This is a genomic window from Devosia sp. UYZn731, assembly GCF_040546795.1.
Taxonomy (GTDB): domain Bacteria; phylum Pseudomonadota; class Alphaproteobacteria; order Rhizobiales; family Devosiaceae; genus Devosia.
This window is the reverse complement of the sequence record NZ_JBEPOL010000006.1, coordinates 252,224-264,079: the sequence shown is the minus strand read 5'-3', so window position 1 is coordinate 264,079 and position 11,856 is coordinate 252,224. Positions and strand designations below refer to the sequence as shown.

Annotated in this window: 16 protein-coding genes; 13 read left to right on the top strand and 3 right to left on the bottom strand. The window is 63.6% G+C overall.

Going from position 1 to position 11,856, the window contains the following annotated elements; all coding sequences use genetic code 11:
• The first annotated feature begins 44 nt into the window (after positions 1 to 44).
• The 6 genes from ubiE to moeB all read left to right on the top strand — a co-directional run bounded on the left by ubiE (position 45) and on the right by moeB (position 4,989).
• On the top strand, positions 45 to 845 hold the full coding sequence (gene ubiE, locus ABIB57_RS16530) for a bifunctional demethylmenaquinone methyltransferase/2-methoxy-6-polyprenyl-1,4-benzoquinol methylase UbiE (protein WP_502914408.1): 801 nt from the start codon (positions 45 to 47) through the stop codon (positions 843 to 845).
• 6 nt (positions 846 to 851) lie between these two features.
• Entirely contained in the window at positions 852 to 2,390 is a 1,539-nt protein-coding gene (ubiB, locus tag ABIB57_RS16525) for a 2-polyprenylphenol 6-hydroxylase (protein ID WP_354042216.1), read from the top strand.
• Between the two features lie 86 nt (positions 2,391 to 2,476).
• Positions 2,477 to 3,085: a hypothetical protein gene (locus tag ABIB57_RS16520; protein WP_354042215.1), complete on the top strand. Its 609-nt coding sequence runs from the start codon at positions 2,477 to 2,479 to the stop codon at positions 3,083 to 3,085.
• The gene (gene dut / locus ABIB57_RS16515; RefSeq protein WP_354042214.1) at positions 3,082 to 3,534 is read left to right on the top strand and encodes a dUTP diphosphatase; all 453 of its coding nucleotides are present in this window, start codon (positions 3,082 to 3,084) and stop codon (positions 3,532 to 3,534) included. Before ABIB57_RS16520 ends, dut begins: the two co-directional genes overlap by 4 nt.
• The gene (locus ABIB57_RS16510) at positions 3,515 to 4,252 is read left to right on the top strand and encodes a DUF2259 domain-containing protein (protein WP_354042213.1); all 738 of its coding nucleotides are present in this window, start codon (positions 3,515 to 3,517) and stop codon (positions 4,250 to 4,252) included. The genes dut and ABIB57_RS16510 overlap by 20 nt, the downstream gene beginning before the upstream one ends.
• Positions 4,252 to 4,989, top strand: coding sequence for a molybdopterin-synthase adenylyltransferase MoeB (gene moeB, locus ABIB57_RS16505; protein ID WP_354042212.1), 738 nt, complete (start codon positions 4,252 to 4,254; stop codon positions 4,987 to 4,989). The genes ABIB57_RS16510 and moeB overlap by 1 nt, the downstream gene beginning before the upstream one ends.
• 177 nt (positions 4,990 to 5,166) lie before the next feature.
• Here the strand turns inward: moeB and fabB are convergent, their stop codons facing one another.
• Together fabB and fabA are read right to left on the bottom strand one after the other, a co-directional pair.
• A complete protein-coding gene (gene fabB / locus ABIB57_RS16500) occupies positions 5,167 to 6,393 on the bottom strand; it encodes a beta-ketoacyl-ACP synthase I (RefSeq protein ID WP_354042211.1) in 1,227 nt (408 codons plus the stop codon).
• A gap of 104 nt (positions 6,394 to 6,497) precedes the next feature.
• On the bottom strand, positions 6,498 to 7,004 hold the full coding sequence (fabA, locus tag ABIB57_RS16495; protein WP_299728844.1) for a 3-hydroxyacyl-[acyl-carrier-protein] dehydratase FabA: 507 nt from the start codon (positions 7,002 to 7,004) through the stop codon (positions 6,498 to 6,500).
• 184 nt (positions 7,005 to 7,188) lie between these two features.
• On the opposite strand from fabA, the gene irrA reads away from it, so the two are divergent.
• The 3 genes from irrA (at position 7,189) to ABIB57_RS16480 (ending at position 8,316) form a co-directional block, all read left to right on the top strand.
• Entirely contained in the window at positions 7,189 to 7,635 is a 447-nt protein-coding gene (gene irrA, locus ABIB57_RS16490; protein ID WP_354042210.1) for an iron response transcriptional regulator IrrA, read from the top strand.
• Positions 7,636 to 7,711: 76 nt separating this feature from the next.
• Positions 7,712 to 7,972, top strand: coding sequence for an AbrB/MazE/SpoVT family DNA-binding domain-containing protein (locus tag ABIB57_RS16485; RefSeq protein WP_354042209.1), 261 nt, complete (start codon positions 7,712 to 7,714; stop codon positions 7,970 to 7,972).
• Positions 7,966 to 8,316 (top strand): type II toxin-antitoxin system PemK/MazF family toxin, encoded by a 351-nt coding sequence (locus tag ABIB57_RS16480; RefSeq protein ID WP_354042208.1) that lies wholly within the window; start codon positions 7,966 to 7,968, stop codon positions 8,314 to 8,316. Before ABIB57_RS16485 ends, ABIB57_RS16480 begins: the two co-directional genes overlap by 7 nt.
• 3 nt (positions 8,317 to 8,319) lie before the next feature.
• On the opposite strand, the gene ABIB57_RS16475 is transcribed toward ABIB57_RS16480, so the two are convergent.
• A complete protein-coding gene (locus ABIB57_RS16475; RefSeq protein WP_354042206.1) occupies positions 8,320 to 8,835 on the bottom strand; it encodes a hypothetical protein in 516 nt (171 codons plus the stop codon).
• A 98-nt stretch (positions 8,836 to 8,933) separates the two neighbouring features.
• Here ABIB57_RS16475 and ABIB57_RS16470 point away from each other — a divergent pair, with 98 nt between their 5' ends.
• From ABIB57_RS16470 to ABIB57_RS16455, 4 genes are read left to right on the top strand one after another with little or no spacing between them, the layout of a single operon-like run.
• Positions 8,934 to 9,767 (top strand): arylamine N-acetyltransferase family protein, encoded by an 834-nt coding sequence (locus tag ABIB57_RS16470; RefSeq protein WP_354042205.1) that lies wholly within the window; start codon positions 8,934 to 8,936, stop codon positions 9,765 to 9,767.
• On the top strand, positions 9,768 to 10,376 hold the full coding sequence (locus ABIB57_RS16465) for a YdeI/OmpD-associated family protein (protein WP_354042204.1): 609 nt from the start codon (positions 9,768 to 9,770) through the stop codon (positions 10,374 to 10,376). It begins immediately after the preceding gene.
• Positions 10,373 to 10,894, top strand: coding sequence for a DUF1697 domain-containing protein (locus ABIB57_RS16460; RefSeq protein ID WP_354042203.1), 522 nt, complete (start codon positions 10,373 to 10,375; stop codon positions 10,892 to 10,894). Before ABIB57_RS16465 ends, ABIB57_RS16460 begins: the two co-directional genes overlap by 4 nt.
• Positions 10,891 to 11,793, top strand: coding sequence for a ribokinase (locus tag ABIB57_RS16455; RefSeq protein ID WP_354042202.1), 903 nt, complete (start codon positions 10,891 to 10,893; stop codon positions 11,791 to 11,793). The genes ABIB57_RS16460 and ABIB57_RS16455 overlap by 4 nt, the downstream gene beginning before the upstream one ends.
• Positions 11,794 to 11,856: the final 63 nt, after the last annotated feature.

The window sequence follows — 11,856 nt, the reverse complement described above, 5'->3', positions numbered from 1 at the left end:
ACCTGCGCGGCTTTGCGCCATGGCAAACCGCATAACGCTTCGCTATGGTGCGGCCAAATCAAAACGGCGAGGCGCGAGCCATGGCACAGAGCAGTCAAACCACCCATTTCGGCGAGCGGACCGTGGCGCTAGAGGACAAGCAGGGCCTTGTCAACGCGGTGTTCCATGGCGTGGCCGACCGCTATGACCTGATGAACGACCTGATGAGCGGCGGCATCCACCGGGTGTGGAAAGACGCCATGGTGGCGGACCTGGCGCCGCCCAAATCGGGCTCGCGGCCGTATCGGGTGCTCGACATGGCCGGGGGCACCGGCGATATTGCCGAGCGCATCATCAACGCCTCCGTGGGCTATGCCGAAGTCGTTGTCAGCGACATCAATTCGGACATGCTGCGCGTCGGCGCCGAGCGCGCCAAGAGCTGGCGCTATCCAGCACAGGCTAGCTTCGTCGAAGCCAATGCCGAGGAACTGCCCTTCGCCAACAACAGCTTTGACGCCTATACGATCGCCTTCGGCATTCGCAATGTGCCGCGTATCCAGCAGGCGCTAAGCGAGGCACATCGCGTGCTCAAGCGCGGCGGGCGCATCATGGTGCTGGAATTTTCGCAAGTCGACGTGCCAGGCCTCGACAGCTTTTACAAGGCGTTTTCGGACCAGGTGATCCCGCCGATGGGCAAGCTGGTGACGGGCGACGCCCAGCCCTACCAATATCTGGTGGAATCGATCCGCAAGTTCCCCACCCCCGAGGCGTTTACCGGCATGCTGGCGACAGCAGGGTTCAAACGCGCCAAGCACACCGCCTTCAGCGGCAATATCGCGGCGCTGTTTTCCGGCTGGAAGATTTAGGCCCAGATGCTGATTTCCGCCTATTTCCGGCTGGTCCGGGCCGGATATGTGCTGGCGCGCGAGGGTGCGCTGTCGATTATCGTGGCGCGCGACCTGCCGCTGCCATTGCGCTTCGGCATTGGCCTCGGCCGGGTGATCGAACGACCATCGGTGCGGCGCACCGGCCATGTCGAGCGCCTGAACCGGGCGCTGAACCGGCTGGGGCCGACCTATGTGAAATTCGGCCAGACTTTGGCGACACGCCCCGACGTGGTGGGCGCCGAGGTGGCGGCGGACCTGGCGGGCCTGCAGGACAAGATGGAGCCGTTCGACGCGGCTTTGGTGCCGGCAATTCTGCTCGAAGCGCTGGGGGCCAAGGCGGCCGAACTGACCGAACTCACCGCGCCGATCGCGGCTGCCTCCATCGCGCAGGTGCATCAGGCCAAACTGGTGCCGGCCGAGGGGCCTCGCAAAATCGTGGCGGTCAAGATTTTGCGGCCGGGCGTGGCGCATCGCTTCATGGCCGATATCGAGAGCTATTACGCCGGGGCGCGGCTGGCCGAACGGCTGGTGCGCTCGACGCGGCGGCTCAAGCCCACCCAGGTGGTGGAGACGCTGGACCGTTCGGCCCGGCTGGAACTCGACCTGCGGCTGGAAGCGGCGGCGATCAGCGAATTTGCCGAAAACATTAAGGACGACGAAGGCTTCGTCATCCCGAGCGTCAGCTGGGACCACACCGCGCAGAACGTGCTGACCACCACCTGGGTGGACGGTATTCCGATCCGCGACACTGCAGCGCTGGACGCGGCGGGCGTGGACCGCAAGGCGCTCGCCAAAACGCTGCTGCAAAGCTTCCTCAAGCATGCCATCCGCGACGGGTTTTTCCACGCCGACATGCATCCGGGCAATCTGTTCGTCGATCCGAAGACAGGCGCGGTGGTGGCGGTGGACTTCGGCATCATGGGCCGCATCAACCGCGCCGAGCGGCGGTTCCTCGCCGATATCCTCTTCGGTTTCATCACACGCGATTACCGCATGGTGGCACAACGCCATTTCGACATCGGCTATGTGCCGGCGGCGCAATCGGTGGACGATTTCTCCCTCGCCATCCGTTCGATCGGCGAGCCGCTGCATGGCCGCACCGCGCAGGACATTTCGATGGCGCGGGTGCTGGGCCAGCTCTTCACCATTACCGACCTGTTCCAGATGCAGGCGCGGCCCGAACTGGTGCTGCTGCAAAAATCCATGGTGCTGGTGGAAGGCGTCGCAAGAGCGCTCGATCCAGAGCTGGATATCTGGACCATTGCGGAACCGGTGGTGGGCGATTGGCTGCGGCGCGAAGAGGGCCCGCCAGGCAAGCTGGCCGATCTCAAGGACGGGCTCAAGATTTTTGCCGATGCGGCGCAGCGGGTGCCGGTCATTCTGGCGCAAGCCGAACTGGCACTGGCTGATTTCCATGCCGAAAAGCACAATCGAGCGGGCTTCCCACGCTGGATGCTGCTGGCCCTGGGCTGGCTCGCGCTGATCCTTGTGGCCGTGATGATCTGGCGGGTAACGCGCCTCTAGGTCTCAATCAATCGTCACCACCTTGCCCCCCACCGCCCTCCCCCATAGATTGCCGGCCGGTGCGCCGGTGTCTGGGGAGACGGGATATGGGTTTGAACTGGGCCGGCCGGCTGGCTGGCGTTGTGTTGCTGGCCACGGGGCTTACGGGCTGCATCGATGCCAAGGTCGACGTCACCGTCACCAGTATGACCAATGCCAAGGCGGTGATGACCCAGGTCATGGCGCCCGAATTTTACGCCATGGTCAAGACCAATGCCGCCCAGACCGGAGCCGGGGCGCCGGCCGAAGACGAGTTCTGCTCCAAGGGCGAGCTGACCGAAAACAAGGACGGCAGCGCCACCTGTGTGCTGAGCGAGGAAGGCCCGTTTGCAGGGCTCAGCATGGGCAATGAGAAGCAGACCATCACCTTCACGCCGGCGGGGCCGGGGCTGGTCCGCGTCGCCCTGCCGACTGCCGACATGAAGAGCGAGATCGGCGTCGACGACAAGATGGACGAGGAAACCAGGCAGATGATCGAGGCCTTCTTCAAGGACCACGCCATCACGCTGCATTTTGCGGGGCTCGAGGTGACAGACACGAATATGACGCTGTCGGCGGACAAAAAATCGGCCGAGCAGATGATCCCGTTCCTGGGGCTGATCGATGGCACGGCGGATTTGCCCGATGAACTCTATGCCGTGGTGCGGGTGCAATGACAGTCACTATTGCACTTCGCTGGTTGCCCCATGGGGAGGGCCTGCCCCTTCCCCGCCAGCAGACGGCGGGTGCGGCCGGGCTTGATCTGGCGGCGGCCTTGGCGGCGGACGAGGCCGTGGAAATCGCGCCAGGGGCCTATGCCATGATCCCCACCGGCTTTGCCGTCGCCCTGCCCAATGGCTATGAGGCGCAAATCCGGTCCCGCTCGGGACTGGCTGCCAAGCATGGCATCACCGTGCTCAATTCGCCCGGCACGGTGGATGCGGACTATCGCGGCGAGGTCAAGGTTCTGCTGATCAACCATGGCGCGGTCCCATTCGTGGTGCGCCGGGGCGAGCGCATCGCCCAAATGGTGGTGGCGCCGGTCAGCGCCGTGGCGCTGATCGAAACCGAAGTGCTGGACGGCACCGAACGCGGCGAGGGCGGCCATGGTTCGACTGGCCGCTAGTCTTTTGGCCCTTTTGGTCCTGGTGCTGCCGGCTTGGGCGGGAGACCGTGCCGGCATCGGGTTTATCGGCTATTCAGACGATGCGCGGTATTTTGCCTTCGAGGAGTTCGGCATCCAGGATGGCTCCGGCTTTGCCTATGCCAATGTCTATGTGCTGGACCTACAGACCGACCAATGGGTCAAGAACACTCCGGTACGGGTGCGCCTGGAGGATGAAAGCAGTACCCTGGCGGCTGCCCGCGCCGATGCGCTGAGCCAGGCGCGGCCGGTGCTCGACACGCTGGGCATCGCTGAGCCGGTCGATATCATCGCGCTCAATGGCGATGGCGCGGCGGGGATCAACGACAAAATGCTCCGCTTCGGCCAGCCGGGCTACAGCATGGCGGCGCCCGAGGCGAGCTATGAGCTAACGCTGTCAGGCGTGGCCGCGACGTTGAGCATGGCTGACTGCGTTGGGGAAACCGATGCTGGGGAGGCCGGTTTCGCGTTGAACCTGACGGTGGATGGAAAAGCCCACGAGGTTTATCGCGACAAGACGGTGCCTGAAAGCCGCGGGTGCCCGCTCGGCTATCGGCTCTATGGCGTAATCACGCCATTCGACGACCTGGCGGCATTCGCCCCCGAACTCGGGCCGGGCGCACTGGCCATCGTGTCGGTCTATTCGCTTGGCTTCGAAGGGGCCGACCGGCGCTTCATTGCCGTGCCACTCAAGTTCTGATGGCCTTCAGCCCGGAAGAGAATCGCCGCTATGCCCGCCATCTGGTGCTCAAGGGCATGGGCGGCGGCGGGCAGCAGGCACTGCAGCGCGCCCGTGTGCTGGTGATCGGAGCGGGCGGGCTGGGCAGTCCGGCCATCGCCTATCTGGCCGCCGCCGGCGTTGGCACGCTTGGCGTCGTCGACAATGACAGCGTGTCGCTATCCAACCTGCAGCGGCAGATCGTGCATCGCACCCACACCATCGGGCAGGCCAAAACCGCGAGCGCCGTGGCCTTTGCGTCGGCGCTCAATCCGCATGTGGCCATGGTGGCCCATGACGTGCGCATCGATGGGGGCAATGCCCAAACGTTGGTGGATGACTACGATCTGGTGCTGGACGGTTCCGACAATCTGGAAACCCGCCGGGCGGTGGCCGCTGCCTGCGAGGCCTTGGGCCGGCCACTGGTAAGCGGCGCGGTCGGCATGTTCGACGGCCAATTGACGATCTTCGCGCCGCACCTGCATCGTGCCGATGGCAGCGCGGCGCCAAAATTCACAGACCTCTACCCCGAAGAGGCTGGTGACGACGACCTGCCATCCTGCGAGGCCAATGGCGTGCTGGGCCCACTGACGGGGGTGATCGGCACGCTGATGGCCATGGAGGCGATCAAGCTGATCACCGGCATCGGCGAACCCCTGATCGGCCGCGTGCTGGTTTACGACAGCAAGGGCGCGCGGTTTTCAGAGTTTTCGTTTTAGGGCTTTGCGCTTTTGCAAGGCAGTCGCCCCACCACCGCCTTCCCGCGGACGTGATCCGCGGGCCTCGTCCCTCACCCGCCGACCCCCGCTTCTTGACACGCGGCGAGTGGCCCGCGGATCAAGCCTGCGGGAAGGCCAGTGGGTGGGGATGCATCAATGCTTGGCCGCGGCCCCGCGTCAAGCGTCCGGGTGCTTGAACACCAGAGCCGCGTTCGTTCCGCCAAACCCGAATGAATTGGACAGCACCACGCCTAGGTCCGCATTATCGCGGCGCTGGCGCAGGATGGGCATATCTTCAAAGGCCGGATCGAGGTTCTCGATATTGGCGCTTTCGCAGATAAAACGCTCGCGCATCATCAGGATCGAATAGATCGATTCATGCACGCCGGTGGCGCCCTGCGAATGCCCGGTCAGCGATTTAGTAGCCGAAATCGGCGGGCACTTGTCCTCGTTGCCGAAGAGCGCCCGGATGGCCTCCATCTCCTTGGCGTCGCCGACGGGAGTCGAGGTAGCGTGGGGGTTGATGTAGTCGATCTTGTGTTTGACGTTTTCCAGCGCCATGCGCATGCAGCGCTCGGCCCCCTCGCCCGAGGGCGCGACCATGTCGAGCCCGTCGGAAGTTGCCCCATAGCCGATTACCTCGGCATGGATGGTGGCGCCGCGCGCCTTGGCGTGCTCCAGTTCCTCGAGCACCAGCACGCCCGCCCCACCGGAGATGACGAAGCCATCGCGGTCGCGGTCATAGGCGCGCGAAGCCCGGGCCGGAGTATCGTTGAAGTCCGAGGACATGGCGCCCATGGCGTCGAACAGGTCGCTCAGCGTCCAGTCCAGATCCTCGTGGCCGCCGGCAAACACGATGTCCTGCTTGCCCATCAGGATCTGCTCATAGGCATTGCCGATGCAGTGCTTGGACGTCGCACAAGCCGCCGAGATGGAATAGTTGATGCCCTTGATACCGAAGGCCGTGGCGAGCGTCGCCGAGGCGGTCGAGCCCATTGCCTTGGGCACAGCGAGCGGGCCGATGCGCTTGGGGCTTTTCTTTTCGCGCGTGATATCGGCGGCTTCCACGATGGTGCGGGTCGAGGTGCCGCCCGAGCCCATGACGATACCGGTGCGCGGATTGGAAATGTCGGCCGTTTCCAGGCCCGCATCGGCGATCGCCTGCTGCATGGCCAGATAGTTCCAGGCCGCGCCCTTGCCCATGAAACGGGTGACGCGCCGATCGAGGACAGCAAACGGATCGAGCTGAGGGTCGCCATGAACCTGGCTGCGGAAACCCAGCTCGATGTAATCGGGCGCAGCGATAATGCCTGGCTTGGCGGTGCGCAGGCTCGTGATCACTTCGGCGATCGTATTGCCGATCGAGGAAATGATACCCATGCCGGTGACGACAACCCGTCTCATCTGCTTGCCTCGCTCCGTCTTCCGCCGGACGCCTTCAGGCTGGCGTCTCTTATTGTGTTATACAAATCAAGTTCATGGCACTCATATCAGGTGCTTTTCAGCACTCATGCGACAGGAATGAGGCCAACCCTGAGATTTTCGGCAACGTAGATGGTCTCGCCGTCCGCCTTGACGGTGCCGGTGGCGATACCGAACGGCAAGGGGGAACGCATGTGGCGCTTGATGTCGATGCGATATTCAAGCAGCTTTTTTTCGGTGGTCGCCTGGCCGGTAAACTTGATCTCTCCGCCAAGGGCGCGGCCGCGTCCGCGCGAACCCGACCAACCCAGGAAAAAGCCAGTCATCTGCCATAGCGCATCGAGCCCAAGGCAACCCGGCATCACCGGATCGCCAATGAAATGGCACTTGAAGAACCAGAGGTCGGGATGCAGGTCGAGTTCGGCGACCACATAGCCTTTGCCATAGGCGCCTTCATCGGCCTGGATGCGGGTGATGCGGTCAAACATCAACATGGGCGGTGCGGGCAGACGGGCATCCATTTGCCCCGGTAGTTCGCCGCGACCGTGTGCCAGCAGCTCTTCATACCCAAATGCGTTCGCGCGGTCCGCCATCCAAAGCTCCCGATTAACCCTTGTCGACCCTAGTAGAGGGGCGCGGCAGAGGGGTCAAGTAAGCCTCCCGTGGGTGAGTGCCAGTTGGCCGCAGCCATGGGGCGCCGCGCCGCTTGTGCCCAGGGGGCCGCATGGCTATAAGGAAGGCAAGTTTTCCGGCCCTTTTCGTGTTCCAAAGGACCCAATGCCAGATCGCAACCAGACCGTTCGGGCTCTTCCCTCCCGCAAGCCATGCCTCACGGCCGTGCTGCGCATGGCGGGCCTGCGCCCCACGCGCCAGCGCGTCGCCTTGGCCGAACTGCTGTTCGGGGGCCCACATCGCCATGTCAGCGCCGAGCAGTTGCATGGCGAGGCCAACGAGGCCAGCGTCAATGTCTCGCTGGCGACGATCTACAATACCCTGCATCAATTCCACGAAGCGGGCCTCTTGCGCGAAGTGGCGGTCGATGCCTCGCGCTCCTATTTTGATACCGACACCTCCGATCACCATCACTTCTACGTCGAAGACGAGCAGCGCATGATCGACATCCCGGCCACGGCCGTGGAATTCAAGACCCTCCCCGAAGTGCCGCACGGCATGGTGATGAGCCATGTCGACGTGGTGATCCGGGTGCGCAGGGCTCAGGGCTGAGCGTAGCTTTTTCGATTTTATTGCCGACGGACCGATGTCGTGTTATATTTTGATATAACATGACAGGAGATTGGCCATGGCGCTGGCGAAATTACGCAAGGTCGGTGGCTCAGCGATGCTGGCGATCCCTCCGGAAATGCTCGACACCATGAGCGTGTCGATCGGCGCGGTATTTGACCTGAAGGTCGCCAATGGTAGCCTCGTGGCCAAACCTGCCAAACCCAAATATTCGCTCAAACAATTGCTGGCGGAGGAAAAAGCCGCCGGTATAGAGCCATTGCGCCAAGCCCATAGCGAGTGGAGCGATGCGCCAGCGATGGGGCGTGAGACTTGGTAAGAAAACAGCTGCCGGATCGTGGCGACATCTATCATCTGGACCTGCGTCCCTCGTCAGGCCGCGAACAGACAGGGAAACACTACGTGGTCATTCTGACCAGCCGCGATTACAATGCGACGCACCTGCCCTATGTCGCGCCGATCACGACCGTTGGGAATGCATCGCGCGCCGGCGGCACCTATGTCAGTCTCTCGGGTGCCGGAATTGCCACTACGGGCATTGTTCAGCTCGATCAGGTCAGAGCCGTCGACCTGCTCGCCCGCAACGGCACCAAGACCGGCGAGCAAGTCCCCCGCCCTATCATGGACGATGTTATGGCCCGTTTCGCGGCGATCTTCGGATAGTCCTCACAACTTCCCGAACGCCACGCCTTTCCAGCCCCAGCCGGCGGCCTGGGCGACGGCAACCAAGGGGTCTTTGATTTCGCTGGTCTTGAAGCGGTATTCGTAGACCTTGCCGAAGGACAGGTCCTCTTCCTTGAACGCGAAGGCGGTGCCGAAGCTGAATTCCTTTTTCTGGCCGCGGAAGCTGGAGACAGCGAGGGTGAGATTGGGGATGCCAGCGCGCCATTCCACGCTCCATTCCTGATCCACCGAACGCACTTCGCCACCGGCCTCATCGAACTTCATCAGCACCTTGAAGGTCTTTTCGAGCCCGGCCTTGGCGAAAATCTCATACCAGCGGGCATCGACGATCTTCCATTCGGCCACGAGGTCACAGCCTTCGGGCGCGCCATCTCGGATGATAAAGGGGGCGGTATCGCGGTTGATCGCCAGGAGTTGCTGGCGCAGGGCGGAAGCAGGCTGGCGCGTCACCCCGCTGGGGGCCGATTTACTGCCGGTTAGCCAGTCGAACATGCCCATGCTGATTTCCCTTGGTCCAAAATGCGCGCCCCGCGTGACAAAGCCGGTCGGCTTGCAGCATATTGCGGCGCAATCGAAAACAACGACAAGGGTGGTCGATGAGTCGGACGGTCAATCTCAACGCTTATTTCGAGCGCATCGGCTTTGCGGGCTCGATCGCGCCGAGTCTGGCGACCCTGGAATTGATCCACGCCCTGCATCCCGCCACCATTCCGTTCGAAAACCTCAACCCTCTGCTGGGCCTGCCGGTGCGGCTGGATCAGGCGAGCCTTGAGCAGAAACTGCTGGCCGAACGGCGCGGCGGCTATTGTTTCGAGCACAACACGCTGCTGATGGCGGTGCTGCAGGACCTCGATTTCACCGTACGAGGCCTGGCGGCGCGCGTGGTCTGGGCCGATGCCGAAGCCGTGCACCGTCCTGCCACCCACATGGTGCTGGCCGTCGATATCGCGGGCACGACCTATATTGCGGATGTGGGCTTCGGGGGCCTGGGGCTGACCGCGCCGATGAAGCTGCGCGCCGATATCGAGCAGACGACGCCGCACGAAACCTATCGGCTGACCGGCGGCGATCCCGATTGGCACCTGCAGGTGCAACTCGGCGAGCATTGGCGCACGCTCTATGTATTCACGCTGGCCGAGCAGCAGGAAGCCGATTGCGCGGCGCCCAACCTCTTCGTATCAACCGATCCCAGCTCCAAATTCGTTCGCGACCTCGGCGTAGCGCTGTCGCCCAGCGGCCGCAGGATCACGCTGGGGGGCAACCGGCTGACGGTGCGCGCGGCAGGCGAGCCCGACGCGGTGCAGGTGCTGGAGACCGTCGAGGCCTTGCGCGAGGCGCTGAGCGGCGTGTTCGGTCTCGGCCTGCCCGCAGCCGAATTGCTGGACCCAGTACTGCAGCGGATCATCGACCAAGCCCCCAAGGCCGGATAGATGGCGCCGGTCATCGTCGATCCGCAAAAAATCCGGGAGTTTCCGAACCAGGACGCCTTCTACGATTGGCTCAAGGCCCATCATGACCAGGACGACGAGGTGTGGATTCGCATTTTCAAGAAGGCCAGCGGCAAGGCCACGATCACGGCGGTGGAAGCCATCGACGTGGTGCTGTGCTGGGGCTGGATCGATGCCATCCGCAAGTCCTGGGACGACGTCTCCTTCGTGCAGCGCTATACGCGCCGCGGCAAGAAGAGCCTCTGGAGCCAGATCAACCGCGACAATGTCGCCCGGCTGGTCGCCGACGGGCGCATGACCGAGCATGGGCTGAAACATGTCGAGGCGGCCAAAACGGACGGGCGCTGGGACGCGGCCTATGGCAGTTCCAAAACCATGGTGACGCCGGACGACCTCATGGAGGCGATCAGGGCAGAGCCCAGGGCGCTGGCGACTTATGAGACACTGAGCGCCCAGAACCGGTTCGCGCTGGGCTTTCGCATCGGCAATCTGAAGACGGCGGCGGGCCGCGAGAAAAACATAAAAGCCTTTGTGGAGATGCTCGCCAGGGGCGAGACGATTTATCCCCAGGGCAAGAGCCGTGCATCGTGACGCGCTATGCGGCGTTTCTGCGCGGGGTCAATCTGGGCAAGCGCCAGGTCAAGAGCGCCGACCTGCAGGCGGCCTTCACCGCGATGGGATTCGACAACGTCAAGACGCTGCTGGCCAGCGGCAATGTGCTGTTCGATGCCGATGCGGTGGACGCCCGAGCCATCGAGAGGAGCCTGGCGCAGCGGTTCGGCTTCGAGATCGGCACCGTGCTGCGCAGCCAGGCGCACTTGCGCGATATCGTGGGGCTTGACCCGTTTGCCGGTCGCGTGGAAGACGACGACACCAAACTCTACGTCACCTTCGTGGACGATTCTGGTGCCAGGTCGCTCCCCATGCCCTGCGCCGTGGCGGGCGATTTCGAAGTGGTCAAGCTGACCGATAGCGAGGTCTTCGTGCTGACGTTTCGCAACGCCGAAGGCCGCTATGGGCAGGGCATGGAAATGATCTGGAAGCACTTCGGCAAAAAGCGGCTATGGACGTCGCGCAACTGGAACACTGTTTTGAAAGCTGCCAAATGATTACTGTTTTCGGCTCCACGGGCCTGGACCAAATCGGCACCGTGCCTCGTCTGCCCAAGCCCGGCGAGACGGTGCTGGGCGGCGTGTTCGCGACCGCGCCGGGCGGCAAGGGCTCCAACCAGGCACTGGCGGCGCGGCGCGCCGGTTCGGACGTGAAGCACATTTCTGCGGTCGGCGACGATGCTTTTGCGAGCAGCGCGCTGGAGCTGCTGCGCGCCGGCGGGGTGGACCTGAGCGGTCTCAAGGTATCGCCGGGCGCCACCGCGGTTGCGATGATCTTCGTGGATGCCAAGGGCGAGAATTGCATCGCCGTGCTGCCCGGCGCCAATGGTACGGTTACTGCAGCGGACGCCGATGCGGCTTTGGGCGAACTGCCGCCGGGGAGTGTCGTGATGTTGCAGCAGGAAATTCCGCAGGCGGCGACGGAGCGCGCGCTGGACCTGGCGCGCGAACGAGGCCTCGTCTCCATTCTCAACACCGCGCCCTATCTCGACAGCACGCCGAGCGTGGCCCACAAGGCAAGCATCCTCGTCGCCAACGAGACCGAGTTCCAACTGCTCAGCGGTCGCGGCTTGGACGAGCTCGACGCCGCCATGCTCGACTGGTCAGCTAAGCACGACCAGACCGTTATCGTGACCCTGGGCGGCGATGGCGCCAAGGCCGCCACCAAGGGTGCGCTGTTCCACGTTGCGGCCATGCCGATCGAGCCGGTGGACACAGTGGGCGCCGGCGACACGTTTTGCGGCTATCTGGCGGCGGGTCTGGACGCAGGGCTGGAGCTGAAAGCGGCAATGAAGCGCGCAGCGGTGGCGGCCAGCCTGGCCTGCCTCAAGCCGGGGGCGCAACCAGCCATTCCCATGGCGGCCGAAGTCGAGACGGCACTGGGCTGGATCGCCTAAGCTGACCATGCTTCCAAACAAAAAAGGCAGGCCGCGCGGCCTGCCTTTTTCAATTCATGCGGC